The organism is Mucilaginibacter sp. Mucisp86, from assembly GCF_047324315.1.
Classification (GTDB): Bacteria; Bacteroidota; Bacteroidia; order Sphingobacteriales; family Sphingobacteriaceae; genus Mucilaginibacter.
In genome coordinates this window covers 2,782,367-2,807,133 of record NZ_CP168503.1, presented here as the reverse complement: position 1 = coordinate 2,807,133, position 24,767 = coordinate 2,782,367, and the positions used below count along the sequence as shown (strand labels likewise).

At 43.3% G+C, this 24,767-nt stretch carries 25 protein-coding genes and 1 tRNA gene; 10 read left to right on the top strand and 16 right to left on the bottom strand.

What is annotated here, in order from left to right:
* Positions 1-128 precede the first annotated feature (128 nt).
* Positions 129-1,322 (top strand): serine hydrolase domain-containing protein, encoded by a 1,194-nt coding sequence (locus tag ACEN9X_RS11915; protein WP_413670578.1) that lies wholly within the window; start codon positions 129-131, stop codon positions 1,320-1,322.
* Positions 1,323-1,517: 195 nt separating this feature from the next.
* Here the strand turns inward: ACEN9X_RS11915 and rsgA are convergent, their stop codons facing one another.
* Positions 1,518-2,438 (bottom strand): ribosome small subunit-dependent GTPase A, encoded by a 921-nt coding sequence (gene rsgA / locus ACEN9X_RS11910; RefSeq protein WP_413671132.1) that lies wholly within the window; start codon positions 2,436-2,438, stop codon positions 1,518-1,520.
* A gap of 797 nt (positions 2,439-3,235) precedes the next feature.
* Here rsgA and thrA point away from each other — a divergent pair.
* The 5 genes from thrA (at position 3,236) to ACEN9X_RS11885 (ending at position 9,372) form a co-directional block, all read left to right on the top strand.
* Positions 3,236-5,686 carry a bifunctional aspartate kinase/homoserine dehydrogenase I gene (thrA, locus tag ACEN9X_RS11905; protein WP_413670577.1) on the top strand — a complete coding sequence of 817 codons (2,451 nt, stop codon included), beginning with the start codon at positions 3,236-3,238 and terminating at the stop codon, positions 5,684-5,686.
* Positions 5,687-5,731: 45 nt separating this feature from the next.
* Positions 5,732-6,727: a homoserine kinase gene (locus ACEN9X_RS11900; protein WP_413670576.1), complete on the top strand. Its 996-nt coding sequence runs from the start codon at positions 5,732-5,734 to the stop codon at positions 6,725-6,727.
* Between the two features lie 188 nt (positions 6,728-6,915).
* On the top strand, positions 6,916-8,226 hold the full coding sequence (thrC, locus tag ACEN9X_RS11895) for a threonine synthase (protein WP_413670575.1): 1,311 nt from the start codon (positions 6,916-6,918) through the stop codon (positions 8,224-8,226).
* A 187-nt stretch (positions 8,227-8,413) separates the two neighbouring features.
* Positions 8,414-8,770, top strand: coding sequence for a hypothetical protein (locus tag ACEN9X_RS11890; protein WP_413670574.1), 357 nt, complete (start codon positions 8,414-8,416; stop codon positions 8,768-8,770).
* The gene (locus tag ACEN9X_RS11885) at positions 8,767-9,372 is read left to right on the top strand and encodes an HAD family hydrolase (RefSeq protein ID WP_413670573.1); all 606 of its coding nucleotides are present in this window, start codon (positions 8,767-8,769) and stop codon (positions 9,370-9,372) included. The genes ACEN9X_RS11890 and ACEN9X_RS11885 overlap by 4 nt, the downstream gene beginning before the upstream one ends.
* 159 nt (positions 9,373-9,531) lie before the next feature.
* Here ACEN9X_RS11885 and ACEN9X_RS11880 read toward each other — a convergent pair whose 3' ends face one another.
* Genes ACEN9X_RS11880 through epsC form a run of 3 tightly spaced genes read right to left on the bottom strand, consistent with a single transcriptional unit; the run spans position 9,532 to position 11,464 of the window.
* Entirely contained in the window at positions 9,532-9,729 is a 198-nt protein-coding gene (locus ACEN9X_RS11880) for a DUF5808 domain-containing protein (protein ID WP_413670572.1), read from the bottom strand.
* 6 nt (positions 9,730-9,735) lie between these two features.
* On the bottom strand, positions 9,736-10,608 hold the full coding sequence (cysM, locus tag ACEN9X_RS11875; RefSeq protein WP_413670571.1) for a cysteine synthase CysM: 873 nt from the start codon (positions 10,606-10,608) through the stop codon (positions 9,736-9,738).
* A gap of 25 nt (positions 10,609-10,633) precedes the next feature.
* Positions 10,634-11,464, bottom strand: a complete 831-nt coding sequence (epsC, locus tag ACEN9X_RS11870) for a serine O-acetyltransferase EpsC (protein ID WP_413670570.1) — start codon at positions 11,462-11,464, stop codon at positions 10,634-10,636.
* A 125-nt stretch (positions 11,465-11,589) separates the two neighbouring features.
* Here epsC and ACEN9X_RS11865 point away from each other — a divergent pair, with 125 nt between their 5' ends.
* The gene (locus tag ACEN9X_RS11865) at positions 11,590-12,030 is read left to right on the top strand and encodes a nuclear transport factor 2 family protein (RefSeq protein ID WP_413670569.1); all 441 of its coding nucleotides are present in this window, start codon (positions 11,590-11,592) and stop codon (positions 12,028-12,030) included.
* A gap of 67 nt (positions 12,031-12,097) precedes the next feature.
* Here the strand turns inward: ACEN9X_RS11865 and ACEN9X_RS11860 are convergent, their stop codons facing one another.
* The 6 genes from ACEN9X_RS11860 to ACEN9X_RS11835 form a co-directional block, all read right to left on the bottom strand.
* A complete protein-coding gene (locus tag ACEN9X_RS11860) occupies positions 12,098-12,979 on the bottom strand; it encodes a DMT family transporter (protein WP_413670568.1) in 882 nt (293 codons plus the stop codon).
* A gap of 703 nt (positions 12,980-13,682) precedes the next feature.
* Positions 13,683-14,198 carry a glutathione peroxidase gene (locus ACEN9X_RS11855; protein WP_413670567.1) on the bottom strand — a complete coding sequence of 172 codons (516 nt, stop codon included), beginning with the start codon at positions 14,196-14,198 and terminating at the stop codon, positions 13,683-13,685.
* Between the two features lie 43 nt (positions 14,199-14,241).
* Complete coding sequence (ybeY, locus tag ACEN9X_RS11850) at positions 14,242-14,667, bottom strand: rRNA maturation RNase YbeY (protein ID WP_413670566.1); 426 nt, start codon at positions 14,665-14,667, stop codon at positions 14,242-14,244.
* Positions 14,667-15,089 (bottom strand): ATP-binding protein, encoded by a 423-nt coding sequence (locus ACEN9X_RS11845; RefSeq protein WP_091174936.1) that lies wholly within the window; start codon positions 15,087-15,089, stop codon positions 14,667-14,669. The genes ybeY and ACEN9X_RS11845 overlap by 1 nt, the downstream gene beginning before the upstream one ends.
* Position 15,090: 1 nt before the next feature.
* The gene (locus tag ACEN9X_RS11840; RefSeq protein ID WP_413670565.1) at positions 15,091-18,420 is read right to left on the bottom strand and encodes a hypothetical protein; all 3,330 of its coding nucleotides are present in this window, start codon (positions 18,418-18,420) and stop codon (positions 15,091-15,093) included.
* Between the two features lie 206 nt (positions 18,421-18,626).
* Complete coding sequence (locus tag ACEN9X_RS11835) at positions 18,627-19,067, bottom strand: hypothetical protein (RefSeq protein WP_413670564.1); 441 nt, start codon at positions 19,065-19,067, stop codon at positions 18,627-18,629.
* A gap of 450 nt (positions 19,068-19,517) precedes the next feature.
* On the opposite strand from ACEN9X_RS11835, the gene ACEN9X_RS11830 reads away from it, so the two are divergent.
* The 3 genes from ACEN9X_RS11830 to ACEN9X_RS11820 all read left to right on the top strand — a co-directional run bounded on the left by ACEN9X_RS11830 (position 19,518) and on the right by ACEN9X_RS11820 (position 21,105).
* The gene (locus ACEN9X_RS11830; protein ID WP_413670563.1) at positions 19,518-20,228 is read left to right on the top strand and encodes a hypothetical protein; all 711 of its coding nucleotides are present in this window, start codon (positions 19,518-19,520) and stop codon (positions 20,226-20,228) included.
* A 107-nt stretch (positions 20,229-20,335) separates the two neighbouring features.
* Positions 20,336-20,409: transfer RNA gene (locus ACEN9X_RS11825), tRNA-Pro, on the top strand.
* Between the two features lie 195 nt (positions 20,410-20,604).
* Positions 20,605-21,105, top strand: a complete 501-nt coding sequence (locus ACEN9X_RS11820; protein WP_413670562.1) for an N-acetyltransferase family protein — start codon at positions 20,605-20,607, stop codon at positions 21,103-21,105.
* Positions 21,106-21,293: 188 nt separating this feature from the next.
* On the opposite strand, the gene ACEN9X_RS11815 is transcribed toward ACEN9X_RS11820, so the two are convergent.
* From ACEN9X_RS11815 to ACEN9X_RS11790, 6 genes are all read right to left on the bottom strand, one after another.
* Positions 21,294-21,845 (bottom strand): DUF4256 domain-containing protein, encoded by a 552-nt coding sequence (locus ACEN9X_RS11815; protein WP_413670561.1) that lies wholly within the window; start codon positions 21,843-21,845, stop codon positions 21,294-21,296.
* Positions 21,846-22,011: 166 nt separating this feature from the next.
* Positions 22,012-22,590 carry a YdeI/OmpD-associated family protein gene (locus tag ACEN9X_RS11810; RefSeq protein ID WP_413670560.1) on the bottom strand — a complete coding sequence of 193 codons (579 nt, stop codon included), beginning with the start codon at positions 22,588-22,590 and terminating at the stop codon, positions 22,012-22,014.
* 8 nt (positions 22,591-22,598) lie between these two features.
* Positions 22,599-22,988: a DoxX family protein gene (locus tag ACEN9X_RS11805; RefSeq protein ID WP_413670559.1), complete on the bottom strand. Its 390-nt coding sequence runs from the start codon at positions 22,986-22,988 to the stop codon at positions 22,599-22,601.
* Between the two features lie 9 nt (positions 22,989-22,997).
* Positions 22,998-23,465 (bottom strand): SRPBCC family protein, encoded by a 468-nt coding sequence (locus ACEN9X_RS11800; protein ID WP_413670558.1) that lies wholly within the window; start codon positions 23,463-23,465, stop codon positions 22,998-23,000.
* Between the two features lies 1 nt (position 23,466).
* Positions 23,467-23,787, bottom strand: coding sequence for an ArsR/SmtB family transcription factor (locus ACEN9X_RS11795; protein WP_413670557.1), 321 nt, complete (start codon positions 23,785-23,787; stop codon positions 23,467-23,469).
* Positions 23,788-24,079: 292 nt separating this feature from the next.
* Positions 24,080-24,760 (bottom strand): DJ-1/PfpI family protein, encoded by a 681-nt coding sequence (locus ACEN9X_RS11790; protein ID WP_413670556.1) that lies wholly within the window; start codon positions 24,758-24,760, stop codon positions 24,080-24,082.
* Positions 24,761-24,767 lie beyond the last annotated feature (7 nt).

Below are 24,767 nucleotides of genomic sequence, written 5' to 3'. Positions count from 1 at the left end.
CGAGGCCTTGTGTTATTCACAAGGCCTTTTTTATTAAAACATCATCTGCCTGCATCTATCTTATCAGCTCGTAAAATAATTTTCATTACCAATAGGGGTTTATATGCTGTTTGTTGTAATATAGGTATATGAAAACCTACAAAACCTTGAAAACACTTCTTTGTGTGCTAATCTTTGCCTTTATCACTAACGGTATCCAGGCACAAACCCAACCAGATTCTTTAACCATCAAATTGCAACAGGCATTTACGCAAGACAGCCTGCCCGGTATGTATGTGATCATGACCGATGCCAACAAAATAACCTATTCCCATGGCTTTGGTTACGCTGATGTTGCTAATCAAACCCCCTATTCGGCCAATACCGTTCAGAATATCGGCTCGGTGAGTAAAACGTTTATTGCTGTAGCGCTAATGAAAGCCATCGAACTAAAGTATTTTACGCTGGAAACTGATATTAACGATGTACTGCCTTTTAGGGTAACTAACCCTAACGATCCAAACGGAAAAATAACTATCAGGGAGTTAACTAATCACACGTCAGGCATTGTCGACAATCCGGAGATTTATCATTACAGCTATCATTTTTATCCCAAACTAAGGGCGTACGATAGTATTTCGGTAAGCACCCTGAACCAGATTGGCTTTGGAGACAAGCTAAGAGACACTTCTTTAGTTCAGTTTTTTTATAATTATTTATCGCCGCAGGGAAAGTATTACAGCAAAGCCAGTTTTGGTGAAGGCCCGGCCGGGGGCACATCTTCATACTGTAACATTGGCTCGGCACTGGTGGCTTATCTCATCGAAATTAAATCGGGCCTGTCATATACCCAATTCACTAAGAAGTATATCCTGAAACCTTTAAAAATGGATCATTCAGGCTGGCATATACCTGATATGGATTTAAAAAATCACGCAATATTATATCTTGATCAAAAGAACCGCTTCCCGTTATATGACTTGGTTACTTATCCCGATGGCGGCCTCAAAACTTCGCCCGAAGACCTGAGCAAATATCTGATGGCGATAGCCATGCATGATAAAAAGCTGCTTACCGAGGCATCATACCAGGCAATGTTTACCACACAGTTCAGCAAAGAGCATCCGCCCAAAAACATCAATTTAACATACCGCAACAAAGGCATTTTTTGGAATTTATACACCAACGGCACTATTGGCCATGACGGAGATGACCCGGGTGTTGGGACTTATTTATTCTTTAACCCGGATACCGGCAAAGGAGGCTTGTTTTTGTGCAATAAGTACCTGCCTAATAAGCAGGCGATTGTTGATGTGCTGGTAAAGGAAGCGGCAAAGAAGTAAGAGTATCAATACAAATTTGTCATTTCGACCATCGGGAGAAATCTTATGCATCATGCTGAGCGAACTATACAGAGCGGCTTACATGGTGTATAAGATTTCTCTTTCGCCCCGATGCTTTTCCTCTACACGCTCCATCGAAATGACAAGAGTTGTATTCTTCTTGTCTCCTGATTCTAACGGTCTTGCTTCTCTCTCCTAAGCTCTCGTATCGTTCCCGTTATAAATGCTCAGGTAGCTTTCGTAGCGGGATAGGGTTATCTCTCCCTCTTCCAAAGCTTCAAGCACAGCGCAGCCGGGTTCGTTGATATGACGGCAATTATTAAAACGGCAGTCGTGCATCCGCTCACGCATTTCAGGGAAGAAATGACTGAGCTCCTGTTTTTCTATGTCGATAACACCCAATTCGCGGATGCCGGGAGTATCGATGATAAAACCGCCCTGTGGCAGTTCAAACATTTCGGCAAAAGTGGTCGTGTGCATCCCTTTGTCGCTCCAATCGGATATCATGTGTGTGCGTAGCTCAAGCTCTGGCAGCAGCGCATTGATCAGGCTTGATTTACCCACCCCCGAGTGACCAGAAAACAAGGTAACCTTATCTTTCAGCAGGTCCTGTACCTGGCTGATATTGGTTCCCTCAATGGCCGAAACTTCAAAACACGGATAGCCGATATCTTCATAAATAGCTTTATAATCGGCCAATACTTCCAGGCCTTCATCACTGAAAAGATCGAGTTTATTGAATACCAACCTTGCTGGGATATCGTATGCTTCGGCAGTAACCAAAAAGCGGTCGATAAAGCCAAGTGAGGTACGCGGAGAGGCCAGCGTAACCACCAAAATAGCCTGATCAAGATTGGCGGCAATGATCTGCGCTTGCTTGCTCAGGTTAATGGCCTTACGAATGATGTAGTTTTTGCGTTGATGCAAATTGGTGATCACACCATCTTCGCGGTCGGGCTCCATTTCAAAATCAACTATATCGCCAACAGCAATAGGATTGGTTGTAGTGATACCCTTAATACGAAACTTGCCCTTGATACGGCAATCTATCTTTTGCCCATCGGGGGTTTGTACCTGATACCAGCTTCCTGTTGATTTTGTTATTAGTCCCTGCATATTGTCAAGCTTCAAAAGTAGCAAATTAAATTTATTGCGGATTCTGGGATCAGACTCTTATACTACCGCCATTGCGAGGTACGAAGCAATCCCCGACTTTACAGGGCGAACCTGTGTAGCAACTCTGCCTATTAGGGATTACTTCGTCCCTTATAATGACGTGATTGTAAGTTATTGATTATTAAGCATGTTTTTTTGATCGGTTTTGTGAATATGGACGTTGCCTGCGGCTCGTGCTATCCGCTCATACTGCACAGGCATTAGCCACATGGCCGGTATCCGCTACTATCACTAACGCGGCTCCCGCACAGCATCGCGGAATATATTTTTTACGTCATTACGCATTTTTTCAGGGTTTCCCTGATGGTTACTCGCAATGACGCTCGTTTAGTCTTTTTAATTAGAATCCAGACTTACGAAGTTTTTGAAACTTCGTAAGTCTCAAAACAGTTTATTGATACCATGTCTCAATCTTCAATAAGATGCAATTGCTGATAAAACCTTTTACTTACCGCCCTCATTATCAAATCCATCATTTACTCACCCAACTACCTGACAATTATTGCGAAAATCATAATTTGTTAAATATTCCTTGCAAATCAGAAAATAATCTACTTACTTTACAGACATTATATATGACAATTAACAACACCATTACTACAATTATTATTACCACCGGCATAAACCTCGGAGGAAGATAATCGTATGGTGTAAAAACATAAAATGAAAGCCAAAAGAAAAACCTTCCTCCGCAAAGAGGAGGGTTTTTTTGTTATAGAACGATTACTAACCCATAAATGAAAGTTTTAAAATTCGGAGGTACTTCCGTTGGATCTGTAAGCAGCATCCAAACCCTGTTAAGCATCCTGAAGGATGAAGTAAAAAATGATGAAAAACCCGTGGTGGTATTATCAGCCATGGGCGGTGTAACCAACCTGCTTTCGGCTATGGCCGAAGACGCGGCAAATGGCAAAGAGTTTACCGCCGGTTTGGCCGAATTGGAGAAACGCCATTTCGATACGGTAAAGGCCCTGTTGGATGTACAAAACCAAAACCCGGCGCTTACCCGTTTAAAAATTCACTTCAACCAGCTGGAAGAATTGCTGCAGGGCGTACTTACCCTTCGCGAACTTACCCCGAAAACCCGCGACCAGGTACTGGCTTTCGGCGAGCGCTGCTCAACCCTGATGGTGAGCAAAGTTGCAGCCCAGCATTTTGGAGATGTGCTATTTGTTGATGCCGCCGATGTGATCAAAACCGATAGCGCTTTCGGCAACGCCAAAGTAAATACCGAGCTTACCGAAAGATTGGTACAAGGCCTGTATACCGAAAACAAAGGTAAAACCCTGATCGTTACCGGCTTTATCGCCTCAAATGACGCCGGACAAACTACAACATTGGGCCGCGGAGGTTCTGATTATACGGCTGCCATTTTCGGTGCAGCATTAAACACGCAGGAAATCCAGATCTGGACAGATGTTAACGGTATGATGACCGCCGATCCGCGTATGGTGAAAAAAGCGTTCTCTTTAACCGAGCTTACCTATACCGAAGCCATGGAGCTTTCGTACTTTGGCGCCAAGGTGATCTATCCGCCAACCATGATCCCTGCGTTTTTAAAGAAGATCCCTATCGTTATCAAAAATACTTTTGAGCCTGAGTTTGCAGGCACCGTGATCCGTCACGACTGCAAGGCCTCTACCCTGCCAATCAAAGGTATTTCATCTATCAACAATATCAGCATCCTCAACTTAGAGGGCAGCGGCATGGTGGGCAAATCGGGCTTTAGCGGCCGTTTATTCTCCTTGCTTGCCCGCGAGCAGATCAACGTGATCCTGATTACCCAGTCGTCATCTGAGCATAGCATCACTTTTGCGGTGCAGCCCCAGGATACCGAAAGGGCCAAACAAGTTATTGAGCAGGAATTTGAACTTGAACTTGCCGCCAAAAAACTGGAGCACCTGGTTATCGAAAAAAAACTTGCTATCCTGGCCATCGTTGGCGAAAATATGAAACAAACACCGGGCATGTCTGGCAAACTGTTCCATGCGCTGGGCCGTAACGGTGTTAATGTGAGGGCTATAGCGCAGGGGTCATCAGAATATAATATCTCGGTGATCATCTCGGCTAATGACCTGTCAAAAGCATTAAATGCCGTTCATGATGCCTTCTTTGTACAGCTTACCAAAACCCTGCATGCATTTTGCCTGGGTACCGGCAATATCGGCAAAACGTTATTTAATCAATTGAATGCCCATAGCGACTACTTAAAAGATAACAATGGCATACAGGTTAAAATAGCCGGGATCAGCAATACCCGCAAAATGACTTTTAACAGTGATGGCATCTCTTTAGATACCTGGCAGAATGACCTGCAAGCATCACCTTACGAGGCCGATCTGCAATCGTTCATCAACCGGATGAAAGAAATGAACCTGCCAAACTGTGTGTTTATTGACAATACTGCAAGCCCTGTTCCTATCGGTTTTTACGAAGAGATTTTTAAAGCCAATATCTCGGTCATCACCTGCAATAAAATAGGTAATTCGGGTAGCTACAAACAATACCGTACCTTTAAAGATACCGCCCGTGCCCATGGTGTTGATTTCTTTTATGAAACCAACGTTGGCGCCGGTCTGCCAATTATCAATACCCTTAAAAACCTGATGAACAGCGGCGACAGGGTACAGCGTATCGAGGCAATACTTTCGGGTACTATATCGTTCATCTTTAATAACTTTAAAGGCGATGCCAATTTCCACGATGTGGTTAAAGAAGCCCAGGAAAAAGGCTATACCGAACCCGATCCTCGTGATGACCTGAGCGGTAAGGACTTTATGCGTAAAATGCTCATCCTTGCCCGCGACGCCGGGTATGCGATGGAAGAAGCCGACGTTGAAATAGAAAGCGTACTGCCTAAAGCGAGCCTTGAAGCTAAAACTGTTGAGGATTTTTATGCGACACTAAAAACTGAAGATGCTCATTTTGCCAGGCTAAAAGATGCCGCCGAAAAAGACGGTAAGGTTTTGCGTTACATCGGCAAACTGGAAGATGGCAAGGTAAGCATCACCCTGCAAATGGTTGATGAAAACCATCCGTTCTACATGCTGTCGGGCAGTGATAACATTATATCCTTTACTACCGACAGGTACCGCGAGCGCCCACTGGTTGTAAAGGGCCCAGGCGCAGGTGCCGAAGTAACTGCCGCCGGCGTATTTGCTGATTTAATAAACGTGGGCGCGAATTAACCCCCCGGCCCCCTGAAGGGGGAGGAATAGTTTGATATTTTAAACATGGAAAATAATTTAGAAGAAATAAAAGCCGCCCCCCAGGTAGCACCCCCTTCAGGGGGCGGGGGGGGTAGCATCCGCGTTTTTGCCCCGGCAACCGTAGCCAATGTGGTTTGCGGTTTTGATGTGCTGGGCTTTGCGGTTGATGAACCAGGCGACGAGGTAATTATGCGTGTTACCGGCAAACCAGGCATCACCCTTAGCAAAATTACCGGCGATGACGGTCGCCTGCCGCTTGATCCTGCAAAAAACACCGTAAGTGTGAGCGTACAGCATTATTTACAAAGCGTTGGCCGTACCGATATTGGTTTGGATATCGAGCTGCACAAAAAAATGCCTATTGGCAGCGGTTTGGGCTCAAGCTCGGCCAGTACCGTAGCAGGTTTGTTTGCTATTAAAACCTTATTAGGCGACGATGCCGACCCGATAAAACTGCTTCCCTTTGCTATGAAAGGAGAGGAAATGGCTTGCGGTCATGGTCATGCGGATAACGTAGCCCCTGCCCTGTTTGGCGGTTTTGTGCTCATCCGCAGTTATGAGCCGCTTGATGTGGTAAGGCTGCCGCATCCTAAAAACCTGTGGTGCGCTATCGTATTCCCGGATGTGGATGTACCTACGCGCGAAGCCCGCCAGATCATCCGCAAAAACATCCAGATGAAGGATGCCGTAACCCAATGGGGCAATATTGCAGGCTTAGTGAGTGGTTTATTTATGCAGGATATCGACCTGATTGGCCGCAGTATGAAAGATGTACTGGTTGAACCGGTACGCTCTATGCTGATCCCCGATTTTTATAAAATGCGCGAAATGGCGATGGAACTTGGCGCAGTAAGCTTTGGTATCTCAGGCTCAGGCCCATCGGTTTTTGCTTTTACTAAAGATGAAGCAACGGCCCGTGTCATCACCCAAAAACTACAGCAGCATTTAACCGACTTAAAGATCGGCTCGAACAGTTACGTATCAACCATCAATGACGCGGGGCCGAAGGTTTTGGGATAAGTGCCAAAGTCTTAAGCTCAAAGTCGCAAGTTTTAAGTCAAAACCATAAAAAGCCATGTCATTGCGAGGTACGAAGCAACCCCCGATAAGCAGGTCCGCCCTGTACAGTTCGCGATTGCCGCGCTACGCTCGCAATGACATAATGCAAACAAATCCGAAATCGAACATCCGAATTCCGAAATCAAAAAATGAAACTCTACAGTACCAATAATACCCTATCTGAAGTATCTTTCAAAGACGCGGTTTTTAATAGCATGCCTCAGGACAAAGGCCTATACATGCCTTACAGCATCCCACGTTTGGATGATGATTTTATCAATAACCTTGATAAATATACCCTGCCCGAAATCGCTTTTAAAGTAGCCCAAAACCTGCTTGGCGATTCTATTCCGGAAGCTGATCTGAAAGCACTGATCGATGATGCCATTAACTTCCCGGCCCCCATCGTAAAGCTGGAAGATAATGTTTACGTTCTTGAACTTTTCCATGGCCCATCGCTGGCATTTAAAGATTTTGGCGCCCGTTTTATGAGCCGCGTCATGAGCTATTTCCTTGAACCCGGCGAAAAACAGCTGGACGTATTGGTAGCAACCAGCGGCGATACAGGCGGCGCAGTGGCCCTCGGCTTTTTGGGCGTACCTAATACCCGCGTAACCATCCTTTATCCAAAAGGCAAGGTGAGCGGTGTGCAGGAACAACAATTAACCACCAATGGTCAAAACATTCGCGCCCTTGAGGTAGACGGCACTTTTGACGATTGCCAGGCTTTGGTAAAGCAAGCCTTTGTTGATAACGAGCTAAACGAGAAATTCCGCCTTACATCAGCTAACTCAATTAATATAGCACGCTTAGTTCCGCAAACTTTTTACTACTTCAATGCTTATGCGCAGTTGTTAAGACAAGGCATTAAAAAAGCAGTGTTCTCGGTACCAAGCGGCAACTTTGGCAATATCGGAGCAGGTTTGTTAGCCTGGAAAATGGGCTTACCTGTCGAAAAATTCATTGCTGCAACTAATGTTAATGATACCGTGCCTGCGTTTTTAAAAACCGGTGTTTATCAGCCCAAGCCGTCGGTAGCAACACTTTCAAACGCGATGGACGTTGGCAACCCAAGCAACTGGGTACGTATTGCCGATCTGTTTAAAAACGATACAGAAGCGCTTAAGGAACTGGTTGTTGGCTTTAAATATGACGACGAAGAAACCGTAAAAGCCATCAACTGGGTATTTGACAGCTATGGTTACGTGGTTTGCCCGCATACCGCTATCGCATGGCAGGCATTAACCGACTACAAGCAGGACCATGCCGCTGTTGATACTGCGGGCGTATTCCTTTCAACGGCACATCCGTGTAAGTTCCCGGATGTTTTCGGCGAAGAAGTAGCCGCTAAAATTGATGTGCCGGAACAGGTAAAAGAATTGGAGTCAAAAACCAAACTGGCAATAGCCATCGGTAAAGATTTTGCTGATTTTAAAGGCTACCTTTTAGGGGTTGATTAATTTCAGTATTTTTAGCTGCTGGAAAAAGCTTTCAAAAGAAAGCCGCCACCAACATGTCATTGCGAGGTACGAAGCAATCTCGTAACTATGCAGATCTGCTCTGTACAGCATGCGATTGCCACGCTACCGCTCGCAATGACATGGTTGGGTAAACACCGCCGGCACCTGATTCAATACCGAAACAAAAATGCTTAACAAAACCCTGATATTTACCTGCCTCCTGGCAGTTTGCCTCACGGCCTGCAGCCGCAAACAAAAGTTTGATCGTGATAAATGGGATGATGGAGACGGCATTACCTTTGCCTACCGTCCCGGCATGGTTGAAGATCTTATCGCCAGTAAGCAACTTAATGGCCTTAAATATCAAAAGGTGATCCATCTGCTCCACCGCCCACAATTAAGCAGCAAGGATAGCATGGTGTATGATCTCGACAGGCAATACAATAAGGGAACTTTAATTTATACCCAAACGCTTGTTGTTTTCCTGAAAGATTCGGTGGTTACCAAAGCCGAGGTTCACGAAACCCACGCAAAAAAGAAATGATCAACACCATAATATTCGATTTGGGTGCCGTTTTAATTGACTGGAACCCACATTATATGTACCGTACCCTGTTTACCAACGAACAGGAAATAATAGATTTTTTGGCCAATATCTGTACTCCCGATTGGAACGAGGAACAGGATGCCGGCAGATCCCTACAGGAAGGTACCGATTTGCTTGTCGCTCAATTTCCCGAACATGAAGCCAATATCCGCGCTTTCTATTCGCGTTGGATAGAAATGTTGGGCGAGCCTTTTCACGGCACCGTAGAGATTTTCAAACAGCTAAAGGAAAGCGGCAAATACAAAATCTACGCATTGACCAATTGGTCGGCCGAAACTTTTCCGATGGCGCAGGAACGCTTTGATTTTTTAAACTGGTTTGATGGTATTGTAGTATCTGGCACCGAAAAAATGCGGAAACCAACCCCAGCCTTTTATCAGATCCTGCTTGATCGCTACAATGTAAAAGCCGGCGAAGCATTGTTTATTGACGATAACTATCGCAATATCTTAGCAGCCGAAAAAATGGGGATCAAATGTATTCACTTCACCTCATCAGATGCTTTAGAAGTGGAGTTGAAGGGATTGGAGATTTTGTAAAAACTTTACAGATCGGTTGTGGGGACACGGCCTCTGAATATAAATTTATGTCATTGCGAGGAACGAAGCAATCGCACGCACGCAAATCCGCTCTGTATAGCTAAGAGATTGCTTCGTTCCTCGCAATGACATGAATTTAAGATATATCGGTGCCCAAACCTATTTATCCGGCGCAACCATCCAGGCTACAACTATCAGCGTTATTAATACGCCCATAATAAAATAGCTAACCGGCCGGGCAAAATTTAATGTCCAGCCGAGGTATTTGATCCTTTTGGGTACGATGATTCGCCTGTCGTTTTTATTGTAGTAAAATACGCCGTATTTATAATTACTGAGATCTTCTGTAGGCTCCATACGTTATCAACCAAACAACTCACTACTCAAATACCTGTCTCCCCTGTCGCAGCAGATAAACACGATCACGCCTTCACCAAGCTCCTGAGCCAGTTTTATTGCCGCAGATAACGCTCCTCCGCTGCTCATGCCTGCAAATACGCCTTCTACCTTAGCCATCTGGCGGGCCATTTGAGTAGCTTCTTCCTGCGAAATATCCATTACCCTATCTACCCGCTTCGCATCGAAGATCTTGGGCAGGTACTCCTCAGGCCACCTGCGGATACCCGGAATTGAAGAACCTTCAACCGGCTGGCAGCCTACGATCTGCACATTGGCATTTTGCTCTTTCAAATACCTTGAACATCCCATAATGGTACCTGTTGTACCCATCGCGCTTACGAAGTGTGTGATCTTTCCCTCAGTATCGCGCCAGATTTCTGGGCCTGTGGTTTTCACGTGCGCCATGTAGTTATCCGGGTTGGCAAACTGGTTCAACAGAAAATATTCGCCTGTGGCTGCTTTTTCTTCGGCATAGTCGCGGCAAAGTTCTATCCCTTCCAGCAGGGTAACTTTGGCCCCGAAGGCCTCCATGGTAAGCGTACGCTCGCGGGTGGAGTTAGATGGCATTACCAATTCTATCTCCAGGTCAAACAGGCGGGCTATCATGGCCAGTGCGATGCCTGTATTACCGCTGGTTGCTTCAATCAATTTAGTGCCCGGCTTGATATCGCCACGCTCAATGGCACTCCTGATCATATTAAGCGACGCACGGTCTTTTACGCTGCCACCGGGGTTATTGCCCTCCAGCTTGGCGAAGATGCGCACTTTAGGATTAGGGTTCAGCTTTTTAATTTCTACCATAGGCGTATTGCCTATCAGGTCTATCAATGCAGCCATTATATATTTTTATTAGGTAAATGTTTTATTTCTTGTGGCCGAACAATTTAATGCTCAATCTTTTCAGTACCCTGTGATTCGGTGTATGATAAACCCTTGAATTCGGTGGCAGGCTTTTGGTGAGCCAAACGTTCCCCCCTACCACACTGTTGTGACCTATAACGGTTTCGCCCCCTAAAATAGTAGCGCCGGAGTATATTACTACATTATCCTGCACTGTAGGGTGCCGTTTGGTGTTGGCCATGCTTTTGTCTACACTTAAGGCCCCCAGAGTAACGCCCTGATACAGCTTTACATGCTTGCCTATTTTGCAGCTTTCGCCAATAACAATACCGGTACCATGATCTATATAGAAATACTCGTCTATCTGGGCAGCAGGATGGATATCTATCCCCGTTTTAGAATGTGCATATTCTGTAAGGATCCTTGGTAACAGCGGAATATCATCAACATAAAGACTATGCGCCAGCCGGTAAAGCGAAATGGCGTAAAAGCCCGGATAGGTACGGATCACCTCAAACTCGCTACGCGCGGCCGGATCGCCATTAAAAATGGCCTGGATATCGGTATTCAGAACCCGGAACAACTCGGGAAGGCCTTCAAAAAACTTTTTAGCCAGCTTTGAGGTATCGCAGTTACTGCAGGCTTTGGTGGCGTGCATAATTTCGCACAATTCGTTCTCAAGCCTTAAAAACTCATCCTTCAGTTCCTCAACCGAGGCATATTGCTGCCCGGTTTGTTCGGGGTACAGCAAATGAATAACTTTTAATGCCCAGGCCGTAATTTCCCTGTTTGAAGGTACAGCCTCCAGCTTTTGCTGTTTAGCAAATATATGTTGGTAAAAATCCTGACTCATGTTTTATGGTGAGGCTGTTTTGGGAAAACAACCATTAACAGTACAAGTTTATATAAAAGATTGTTGTTAATATGTAAAATGAGCCGGATAATTGATATTTGAGTGAATTTAACCTATGCAAAACCATGAAAGATCAAATAATTGAAACCATAACAGCCTTATTTGCCGGGGCCGACGAGCGCGACTGGGGCAAAGTTAAAAATGCCCTTGCCGAAAATGTAGAGCTTGACTATAGTTCCATGACCGGCAATCCGGCAAGTACTGTAACGTCTGAAGACATTATTACAGCGTGGCGCGGCTTCCTGCCCGGTTTCGACGAAACGCATCACCAACTGGCCGATTTTTATGTAATGCAAAACGGATCAGCCGCGCTTGTTCATTATTATGGCAAAGCCGATCATTTTATTGGCGATGAGCTTTGGACTGTTGAAGGCACCTACGATACCGAACTTATCGAAAGCAATGACAAATGGATCATTGCCAAACATAAACTTAACCTCATTAAGCAGGATGGCAATATGGATTTACCGGCACAAGCAGCGGCGAGAGTGTCTGAGCGAGGGTAAAAATAAACGTTGTTAAAGACTTACGAAGTTTTAAAAACTTCGTAAGTCTGGAGGGTTCCGAGTTCCATCACAAATCTGCCCCTACTCTTTTCCGTCGGCTTAATCCGGCCTGTAAAACCACCGAGATTATAATGATCAACAGGCCTGCATAAAACGATACATTGAGTTGCCGGGATTCGTTGAATAAAATCATCGCCAGTAAAATACTATAAACAGGTTCCAGGTTAAATGTCAAATTAACTGTGAAGGCAGACATCTTTTTTAAAACCTCGGCTACCATAACATAAAGCCCAACCGTGCAAAAAAGCGATAAAAGCAGCAAATAAATGATATCTAATGTGCCTGGTAGTATCGCTTTTGAAGGAAAGAAATGAAGATATAGCGGTGATGCTATTACCAACGCAATAGTTCCGGCCAGCATTTGGTAAAGGTTCATAGCAGTTGCGTCGTACTTTTTAACCAGGCGTTCGTTAAAGATCGTATACAGCGACGCCAGGAAAGACGATATAACCCCAAGCACAATGCCCGTACGGAATGAGGTATCGAAATGGAAGATTAAACCAATACCAGCCAACGTGAGTGTGCTTAACAACAACTCGGTTATATTAAATGGCTTCCTGTTTATCAACGGGGCCAAAAACGCAGTAAAAAAACTGGTAAGGCAATAACAAACTACGCCCACGGAGACATTTGAATATTTGATGCTGGCATAAAAGAACACCCAGTGAAAGGCTATCAATAATCCGGCCTTACCCATTTCCGTTATGTTACTCCATGAATATTTAAATTGCGGCCTTTTGATCCAAACAATAATCACCAGGAATAAAAAAGAAAACAGGGTACGGTAACAGGTAAGCAGGTATTCATTTAAAGAAATAAGTTTCCCGAATACTCCGGTAAAACCAGCCAGTATTACAGCTATATGTAATAGAACAAATGTTTTTTTCATTTTTTGCTAAATTAAGAATAGGTTGGGCAAAGCATAACAATACCTGCAATTGCCCGCATTGAATAAATTGTTTTGAAAATAATGTTGGAAATTCAGACCCGATAGAATTATCGATAATCTGTTAGCAAAAAGGAACTGGTGGCGGATCATTAAAAAAAGGCTCCGACGCAAGGATATTGCGAATAAGGGATTTCAAAGTCCCTGCGGTGCCATATTTAATGTTTGCTGTTACCATTTGTTGATAAGCCAAAGATAGGGAAAAGTTCCATTTCAGCAACGCATTGTGTTGTTTGACGCAAAAAATCAGTCTTGTCGAAAAATTTATGTCTTCGAGCGAAGTGTGGCAACTGCACGGAAACAAAACCACTCTGTATAGCATGTGACTGCTTCGTTCATTATAATGGCAAAACTATAAGTGATTGATTATTAAATACATTTTCGGAGCATCTATTATGATGTGGGCGTTGCCTGCGGCCCGGGCTATCCGCTGCAAGTCCTCGCCTTTCCTGCCCGTAGACCCAACCCGCGCTGTGGGCTTTACGCTTCTATCCCTAACGCAGCCCCTTCGCAACAGCCTTAAAACATAGTTTACGCGTCATAACATTTTTTTCAGGTTTCTCCCTGGATGTTCCCCGCAAGGACATTTTTAACAAAAAAGCCCCGGCTGTTGCCGGGGCCTGTACTTCTTAGATAACCAAAACTATTAGTTCAGATACTTGGTAATATCTCCAGATAATGGCGTTGTTTGTGACCTGAAACGGTGGATCAGTTTACCGTTTTCATCTATCAGGAATTTTTCAAAGTTCCATTTAATGTCGCCGGTAAAATCAGGGTTTGGAGCGGTTGTTAAGTATTGGAACAACGGATCAATATCCAAACCTAAAACGCTTACCTTACCGCTCATCGGGAATGTTACGTTGAAATTCTCTTTACAGAAAGTTTTAATGTCCTGGTTAGTGCCCGGCTCCTGGCCGCCAAAGTTATTGGCAGGGAAGCCTACTACTACCAATTTGCCTTTGTACTGTTCAGATAGTTTTTCCAGATCGGCGTACTGCTTGGTAAAGCCGCATTTTGAGGCGGTGTTTACAATCAATACTTTTTTGCCTTTGTATTTAGCCAGGCTAAAATCTTTGCCATCAATAGTTTTCAGTTTAAAATCATATACTGATGATGGTGCGGTGGCAAATAACAGGGCGATGATGAGTGCCAGTGTTTTCATGGTTTTTACAATTGATTTTTAATAATCCACTATAAAAGTAAGGCTAAAAATTTCTTTTAGCTAAGTACTCATCTTCTTTTTGTGTCATTTTTTGTTTTGTAACAACACTTTTATCCGTGTAACCCAACAGGTGCAATGCGCCGTGAATGATAACACGGTGCAATTCGTTGGTTTCGCCGGTTTTAAATTTGTCCCCGTTTTCGCGGATGCGGTCTATCGAAATAAAAATATCGCCAACAATGTCTCCCTCAACTTCCGAGTTATCAAAAGTTACGATATCGGTATACGTATCATGATCAAGATATTGCCGGTTTATTTGCAGCAGGTATGCATCTGAGCAAAAAATATAATTAAGTTCTTTCAGTTTAAAGCCCTCGGCAATCACCGTCTCCTTTATCCACTGTCTTAATTGTGCTTTTTGTTTCGGTTTAAAAGTAGTGTCTTCTTCAAAAAAGTTAATAGCGGGCATCAGATCTTAAAGTGAAGTTCAATTTCATTACCCGAGGCGTTAAAGATGCACTGATCGGCAAGGTGTTTAATGATAAACACGCCACGGCCGGTCAGGTTCTCCAGGTTTTCGGGGGCTGTAGGATCGGCAAGGTTATTATAGTCAAATCCCGGGCCTTCATCTGTAACAGTCCAGATGATACGCTTCGGTTCCACTTCGGCATTAACAATCACTTTTTTTGTTTCGTCCTGTTTGTTACCATGCATGATGGCATTGATAACCGCTTCATTAAGGCAGGTCATCATGTTGGCGAAGGTATCTTCCTCAACATGATATTTGTCAGCAATTTCTTCTATCAGCTGCTCAAGCAACGTTATGCTCTCCGGTTTTGACGGCAGCTGCAACGTGTATAGCTCGCTGGTTTGAACATTTGCCTCTTCCATATTATTTGGCATTAAGTTGATCAAAGTAAGATTTTATTTTTTGTTTATAATACAAATTAAGTGCCGGAGATACCGTTCTGATCTGCTCCGTCTGCTTTGCTTTTTGTTGTTGGTATCCCTGCAGTGCCTTTATATATCCCGGTGGCAAATCCTTCCCCGCATTGCTCTCTCTTTGCTGATCCTGATCTCGTTGCTGCTCAGCCTTTTCGGCTTCTAATAACCGGGTTTGTATTTGCTGCTGCCTTTTTAGCGCATCATCTGTGATCTTCCTGTTTACGAGATCACGTTCGGTTTGTTCCATTTCTTTCGAAATTTTATCCAAATTGCCCAATCCACCGGTTCCGTCCTTGTTTTCGTCCCTGTCAATTTGTTGCAAAGCCTGACGGATCATCTGCTGCTGACGTGCCATTTTAGCAAACTGCTCGCTCATATTGCCGCTATTCCCCTGCTGTCCTTTGCCCTGGTTGCCCTGTTGCTGCATTTGCTCACGAGCTTTTTGCATGTTTTGATTAAGCTGCTGCTGCATTTTTGCCAGTTGCGATATCGACTGTTGTTTGCCCTTGCCCCCTTTACCACCCTTATTCATCATTTTTTGCATTTGCTCAAGCGCTTCGCTTAGCATCAGGGCCAGGTTGTTCATGGATGTCATGGCGTATTGCTGGTTGCGATTGGCTTCAAGCGTTCGCCTGTCGCCCAAAAACTCGAGCGCTTGGTCAATATGCTCATTGATACTCGTAATCTCCTTATTCACTGTCGACTGGATTTGAGGCACCCTCCTGCTGATGGCATACAGGCTGTCTTCAGCCGTTTTCAGGTTGTCTTTAATATCCTTTTGACTTTGCGACAGCGTAACATATGATGGATCTGTAGGATTGGTATTTTTAAGCGTTTGCATCAGTTTTTCCTGGTTAAATGAACTGTTAACCAGGCTCTTTAACAATTCCCTCAGTTGCTGCGCATCAACAGCATTCTCTTTCGATTCGCCTTCGTCACTGTCCTTCTGCATTTTGGCAGCAAGCTCTTTCATTTGTTTTGCCGCCTGCTGCTGCGATTTTGAAGCCTTTGAATTATCCTTTTTTTGCAGATCGCCGGAGCTTTGATCCATCTGCTGTTCGATATCTTTTGTTTCCTTCTCAGGGTTTTGATAGTCGGACTTACGTTCGGCCTGATCGTTGGTTTTTTGCAACTCATCAAAGCCCTTTTTTACATCCTGAAAATCCTGTTTCAGTTTATCCTGTTGTTGCAGCAGGTTCTTTTGGTCGGCACTGGGTTGTTTGGTTTGTTCGGATAATTTCTGCTGCTCATCGGCCAGTTTATTCAGCTGATCAAGGTTTTGATTGAGCTTTTGTTCAAACTCCAGCTTTTTATACAATTCCAACACCCTGTCCAGCTCTTTCTTAAGCGATTTATTATCCATCTGCATTTTGGCTAATTCATCGCGGGTAGCGTCCTTTTGTTGCTCATTTAACAATTGCTGCAGGTTTTGAAGCAGCTCCTTTGTTTTTTGATCGAGCACATTATTAAACAGGTCTTCTATCTGTTTTTGCTTAGCCAATATCTCTTCTGTTTGCTGCTGATTTTCCTGGCGGTTGTATAAGTTCTTTTTGTTATCTGCCTGGATATCTTTTACCAAATCTTCCAGGTCTTTCCGTTTTTGCATCAGGTCTTCCACCTGCTTTTTCTCATCAAACGACAGTGTATTTTTGTTGAGCAGGGTTTGATTTAGCTTTTGTGCATCCCGTTCAACCTGCCCGGCCAGCTTAATGGCAGATTGCATTTTTTCTTTTATAGCTTTTGTTCCGGCATTTAACTGCTGGTTAATCTCCTTGTTGTCAGGAACATTTAGTGTACGTTTTGCTGTACGTGCTGTTTTATATCCGGTCACTTCGTCGTTATCTGCAACCTCAAAAAAGTAGCTTACATGATCACCGGGGTTGATACCCATTTCCTTCAGGTTCCAGTAGTAAAAGAAATCGGTTTGGGTTTGGGCCAGGTCGGCATTAACTTTTTTGGTAAATTCTCTTTCCTTGTTGTTGCCTGCAGCTTCGATTGTATAATGAAACGTTAGTGATGAAAAACCATGGTCGTCCTGGATCTTACCATTAAAATAAAACGCTTTCATGCTTACCGAATCGGGCTTTTCATCAACAGAGATAGACGGCGCTTCGTCAGTAACAACGTTGATGCGGTATATGGCCGAATCACTTTGGTTCACCAGTGCATTAATCGGCAAAAGCTTATAGACCGAATTTTTCAATACCCGTTCGCGATGTTCAAACAAATCAGCGCTGCTTTGCGCAGCCGGATGGCTTTGCCCATTCATATCAAACATAAGTGCACTGGCATATTGGGTATGCAATTGCCAGCTTACTGTTGTACCGGCAGGTATTGTCAAATCACCAGCGTTTAGCAATCTTTCATTTTTTTTATGGAGATAGCCCGGATAATTCAGTTCAACATCAAAATGCAACAGCGCCGGCTTCTGGTTCACTTTAATTTCGTAAACCGCCGAGCTAAACCCGTTGCCCGAAAATTTAAAACGCGTATTTTGCTGCAGATTGCTAAACTGATAATGAAAACGGCTGATGTTGTCTTTATCCAATTTAAAAGTGTTTTCGCCTGTTTCAACATAAACATCGGCAGGAAGCTTATCCCCTTCCAGCTTTAGGTCGAGTTTTAAATCGTTTCCCTGAACAACCGAAAGCGTATTATTTAACACAATAAATTTGAACGGAGCGGCGGGCACAAAATACTCGTTATGCCTGATCAGTCTTTTTGTGCTTTCGGTTAGTACTGATGGCGCAGCCAATGCAATAATGATAATCACCCCCAGCGGACCAAGCGCCCATTTTAAATATTTGGTGTTCTCTTTAAGGTTGATGGCCGATGGAAAACTTACCGGTTTAAGCGCCTCTATTTTTTGATCGATACTGGCTTCAATCAACGCACGGTGATTTTCGTCTTCGGAAGCAAGCTTTTTAAGCTGCAGTGTATTAAGCAGCTTGTCGTGAACATCGTTAAAATGCCGGCCTATAATTTCGGCCGCCTCATCATGCGTTAATGTTTTACCCAGTTTAAGCCAGGCCAGCAATGATGGTAAAACCAGCCAGCAAACCAGCACAGTATTGAGCAGGATAAAAAAGTAAAAAAGAATAGTGCGCAACAGGATACTGAAATTGCCAAAATATTCGCTCAGGGTAATAACTACATAAGCACTGAAAAGACCGGCACCTAAAAATATTAATCCACGCAGAAAATTATTGAAATAATACTTCCGGGTGAAAGTATTGATTTTGCCAAGCAAAAGTTCATAATTTTCTGTCGAGGCCATATAGGGGTAAAAAACATTAAATATACATGCTCATTAAACGCAAAAGCTATGTATTATATATAATTACGTATTGGTTTAAGTTAAAAATTAAAGCAATAATAATAAAATGTTAATTGTTTATGACAAATAAAAGTGATTGCGGCGCATTATTTGGATAATGCACAACTTTTAACAACGTTACCGGAAAAAATCAAGGGCTATCTATGCTATTCGGGTTCTTCAACGGTTTCCTCTTCTTCTACCCCGGCCGGCTCCAGTTTATGCAGCCAGATCCCTGCTATTGCGGTAATTGAATATGGGAATATAATCACCGCAATTGAAGTTACCGCCGAAACCTTTTTTTCGAAAAGCAGTTCAAAAAAAGGAAGCATAGTAACTATAAGTATAGCTGTAGTTAAAAACTGTTTAATATAAAACGACTCTTTTTTCTTTGATAACGAATACACCGTTATCCAAAATACAAAAGCGAAAGGAATAGTAACCAGCAGGATCATATCTGCAAAAATGATATAGTCCTTTTTTATTTCATCAATAAGGCTTATTTCAGGATTCTCAATAATAAACCAGGATAACACCAGATGCAGTAATGGCGCTATGATCACCATCAGCAACCATACTTTTAAGCTATATGTAAATGACCTGTTCATAATTTATTAAGGACGTCAACAAGATACATAGCTGTCAATAAAATAACAATAGGGCATTTCTGTAACGTGCAGAATAGCTTCTTAATATAGCACTATAATCATGCTGATATTTTAAAACACCATTTGCAGCACGGGAAACAAAATTCTGCACTCACTGATATTAAACAATTTAAGGCTTACAAGTAAGATATAAACTGATTTTTTATATAAAAATTATACCTCCGTGTACGGAAATTTATGCCTTGAAATAATTGAGAAAAAGCCAGGCCTTTATTAATACCTATCAACAACCGGCCTATAAATAACTATTACAATCCGTTCATTCAACCCTGCATTAACTTAACCATCGATTAATTTTAGCCCCGTAAACTAACATAAAATGGGTGTTTTTACGGGTTGTTGAACGTATAGTTAATTATTATCTTGCATTAATTTAACCGCTGCCCTATCATGATACTACAAATCCAACTCAATACCCCCATATTGAACTATTTTAGTGTAGGCAGCACCTGGCAAAATATTGCATTTTACACCACCATATCGGGGCTAATATATATCAACATTTTTTTAACCCGGCGAAAGAAAACTTATAAGGTACAGTCAATTACAGGACCGTCAGATGAAAACGAGTCCATTCTGTCGGCTTCAAATAATACCGGGCTCAAAACAACCGCAGATTTAAATATTGAAATAGCGACTCTTAGAAATGAACTCCTGGCAATAGGCGAAGAGCTGGAGCTTTCGTACATGAAATCGGACAGGCTCAATGACCAGTTATCAGAAATATTGGATAGCCTTGAATTAACCGTTGCATATGACCATACGCTGTGGGACTGGTCGCTGGATTTTAATAGCCGGGAAGTTACGTTTTCAGAATATGGTTTGCGGCTTCGCGGCTTTCCTGCAAACTCGAAGCCCGTTTTTGATGAAGCTATTAAGGTGGTTGATTCCCGCTACCGCCAGGCTGTTATTGATGCGGTTGAAAAATCATTTAAAACTGGTGCAGATTTTTCAATGACCTATCTTATTAACCCTTTAGATGGCGGCCGGCCCAAGGAGATAAAATCAGCAGGACGGGTTCAATATAATGAGCATGGGGCTCCTGTAAAACTCTTCGGTACATTCACACTTACTTATACCCCGCCGTTAATAAAAAAGTAACCTTGTGCTTTATTTTTTTTATTAAGATCCAATCTATTGCTTTTTGACCTCCGGATTTTGAATTATACCAACAACAATTATATTTGCAATCCGGCCATACATTAATTCGGGATGTAGCGTAGCCCGGTATCGCGCCAGCATGGGGTGCTGGAGGTCGTGGGTTCGAATCCCGCCATCCCGACTTGAACAGAGAGCCTTTAGATGAACAATCTGAAGGCTTTTTGTTTATATTAAATATCAGGTTAAATAATGGTGCAGTGATAATACTGACCATAGGTTGCCTCATTAATGCAACGCCCGCATCAATAGATAACAAATCAGCATTTTTTAACATATAACATCCCTCTACCTTTGAATAAAAGAAGTTTTAAACTATATGGAGCCGATAAACTTTAGAGATGCAGCTGAAGCTGATTTAGATAAAATAGTTGAAATATATAATTCAACCGTTGCATCACGGATGTCAACGGCCGATACCGAACCCGTTTCTGTTGAGAGCAGGAAGAAGTGGTTTGATGAACATAACCACACGAGGCCATTATGGATAGCAGAGGAGAACGATAATAATGTTGTTGGCTGGGTTAGCTTCCAATCCTTCTACGGCCGACCGGCCTACAATGCCACTGTTGAGATCAGTATTTATATTGATGCCAACCACCGGGGCAAGGGGCTCGGAAAAAAAATGCTTGAATACAGTATAGCTACTGCCCCAACGCTTCAAATAAAAACCCTCATCGGCTTTATTTTCGCACACAATGATCCCAGCCTAAAATTATTCAAAAGCTTTGGGTTTGAAGAATGGGGAAACCTACCTGATATAGCTGTGCTGGATGGAGAGGAAAGAGGATTAAAAATTCTGGGAAAAAGAGTCGGCTAAGAACTAATTCCCTGGCGACAATTTTTCCCATCCGGCGAATGTTACCTCACAAAATTCCTCCGAGCTTTCATATCCTCAAAATTTGCCAGCACCCGGAGTGCGAACATTAACGAAAAACTGAATCCAAATGCATAGTTATTCCTGATGCTCCATACCATAAATCCGTATTAAAGCGAGGATGCAAAAGCCTAAACCCTTAACGCTCCTCTGAAGCCCCGGGCAGCATAGTATGATTCGGCTCCGTTATGGTAAATGAAGATAGTTTCATAGCGGTAATCGGCAAAAATAGCCCCTCCAAGTTTCCTGATGCCGGCAGGTGTTTTTATCCAGCTTGATGTTTTGGTATCAAACTTTCCCAGCTTATGCAGTTCGCGGTATTGTTCTTCATTCAAAAGCTCAATCCCCATATCCTTCGCCATTTCAACTGCGCTGTTTGCCGGTTTATATTCTTTCCGGGCCTCCAGGGCTTCATGGTCATAACAAACACTTCGCCGCCCCCTAGGGCTTTCGGCAACACAATCATAAAAAACGTATTCGCCGGTGTTTTTATCATAAGCGACAACATCGGGTTCGCCGCCGGTTATTTCCATTTCGTTGAGCGACCATAGTTTTTCCGCGCCGGCCTCCAGCTTTGCCTGTACATTCACCCATTCGATATCCTTATGACGGTTCATGTTTTTCTCAAAGCGGTTTTTTAATATATCTGTAAGTTCTTTCTGCTGTTCTGGTGATAGTTTCATTGTTATCGTTTTGTGGTTTATTTAATTCCCCTCTTGAGAGGGGGCGCGTGAGATAGTGTGATTGCTGGGGTGTGTTTCTTCGGCGTTCATTACCTTCGGGATAAACACACCCTACGCCCCTCTCAAGAGGGGAATCGCGCAGACCACGCTTTTGGGGAATGTTTAATTAATCATTCAATCCTTTACCATTTAAAATCTGTGGCATCCACTTTTCAACCCTCGCCTCTCGGGTTGATGATTGTTTGGGTTGTGAAAAATGCAGCAGATAGGCTTTTTGGCGTCCCGGCGTTAGGGCCTCAAATGCGGCTCTGAGGGCCGGGATCGAGTCTAATTTACTTTGAAACTCGTCGGCCACGGCAAAATCTTCCGTTTTTTTCAGGATTACCTTTAAACCCGCTTTTTCCACCTCAATAGCTTCAAAAATGTAGGCTTTCAGGATATTTCTTTGGTCGGTTACCTCTTCAACGTTGGTAAACCTGATCTGCCGGGCCGCCTGCACATTCTCCGATTGCTGGATCAGTATTTTATGCGTATCGCTTAACAGCGCGCCCTTAAAAAACAAAAATGCGCAGTACTCCTTAAACACATGTATCAAAACAATGTTGTTTTCCCGGTATGTGTAACACGGGCAGCCCCATTTTAGTTCTTCGGTCAATCCGCAATCAAGTGCAATCAATCTCAATTGCTCTATTTCTTCCTGCCACTTTTCGGCTTCGTTAAAATAAAAATCAACCTTTGGGTTCATGTTGTTTATTATTGGTTAACCGGGCTCATCTTTCTATCTGCCGGTCTGAAATACCACGAAATTACTGTTAGTACCAGTAAAAGCAAAGCGGGAAAGATCTCGTTCACCGCATTACCTGCTGCAAGATGCGAAAATATCGCCCCCGACATAGCAAAGAAAAAGCCTGCATATGCCCATTCCTTAACTACCGGAAACTTAGGCATCAATACTGCAATAACACCCAAAACTTTCCAGATCCCCAATATAGTCAGAAAATACGCAGGATAGCCTAAATGAGCAATACTGTCGGCACCGCCGGCCCCTGATTTCATTTTCATTAACTGTACAACTCCGGTTGATATCATCCCCAGTGCAAGCCAAAGGGTAGCAATCCAGTAAATAATTTTATTTCTTTTCATAACAGGCTATTATTTCAATTTGTTTAATACTTCCTGCAGGCGGTTGTGCGCCATGTTTATACCGTATTCAAAAGGCAGCTTCAACATCTGATCCCTGAGCTCGGGCGCTCTGTACACCACGTGCATATTGAGCCTGCAGGTATCGTCGGTAAGCTTCTCAAATTCCAAAAATTCCAGCTGAACATCAAAAGGCGCATTATCCATTTCAAACGTGCGGGTGATCTTTTGGCCGGGAATAAACTCATGAATTGTTCCGTTGGCTTTGAAAACCACGTTGCCGTGCGGGTCTTGGGTTTCAAACTGCCAGCTGCCATGCTTCTTATTTTCAAGCTTTAACACTTTTGTCCCCATCCATTGCTCCACAATTTCGGGTTCTGTGTAGGCTTTAAAAAGCAGTTCGACCGGCAGGTCAAACACCCGTGTTATGGTTAAGTCCTGTTTGCCGTTTTCGGCATCAATTTTTGTTTTCTTTTCCATGTTATTTGCCTTTATAATTTTTCATGATGTCTTCTAATTTGTTGAACCTGTCTTCCCACATAGCGCGGAATGGTTCGATAAAGTCGGCAACGTCTTTCATTTTTTCTGCGTTGATATGATAATAGATCTCCCTGCCGTTTTGCTCCTGTTTAAGCAATTCGCACTCGGTAAGTATTTGCAGGTGTTTAGAAACTGTAGGCCTGGCAGTGTCAAAGTTTGATGCTATTACACCGGCTGTCATGGCTTGTGTAGCCACAAGCAAAAGGATAGCCCGCCGGGTTGGGTCGGCTATGGCTTGAAATACATCTCGTCGTAAATTCATCGTGTAGCTATTTGACTACAAATATAAATGTAGCCATTTAACTACGCAAGTGTTTTTAAATCTTTTTTTAAAGCAATTATCCTGCTTCATTAACTGTAGATAGATCTGATTTTATGCGGTTTACCATATAGTTCAGAAAAATTGCGCCATTTGCTTTTGAACATCGCAATATCTCCCCTACATTAACAAGAAAGCCATCGGGTAAAATCCGACGGCTTTCCTGCTGACCCTTAATCGTATAATATTATTAGCCAACGGCTTCCGTAATATTATCCTTTGGCTATTCCCCCGGTTAACGTTGCTCAACTATTCCGCCAAGCAATTTCAGCCTTACATCAAATGCCTGTTGGGTTAGGTCCATGGCCTGCTGTACAATACGCGGCTCGGCTACTTTGGGCGAACCTGCATTGAATGGCGGCAGAGGCGCATATTCAAGTAATAACTGTATTGTTTTAGCCATATCCTCACCACCCAGCAAGGCAGTTAATGTCAATCCAAAATCTATGCCGGCTGTAATACCTCCCCCGGTTATCCGGTTCCTGTCGGTAACAACGCGTTCATCTACCGCTTCAACATTGAGTATTCTCAATAATTCGAGAGATCGCCAGTGGGTAGTGGCTTTGTAGCCCTGTAGCAATCCCGCTGCGGCCAATATTAGTGATCCGGTACAAACAGCTGTAATGTATTGCGCCGTTTCCGCCTGCATTTTAAGAAAAGCGAGATATTTTTCATTTGTCAATATCGGGGTGATCCCCTTTCCTCCGGGTACAAAAAGGATATCTGAGGGCGGGCAATTATCAAATGTATAATCGGCCTTCAAATATGCGCCTCCTTCGGTTTGAATCGGATTGGTATTTTCCGATACTATCCGGATATTAAAACATGCCGCTCTTGAAAATACTTCATACGGTCCGGCAAAATCAAGTATGGTAAGCTCCGGAAACAAAAGCATGCAGATGTTATATGTTTTCATTTTATGC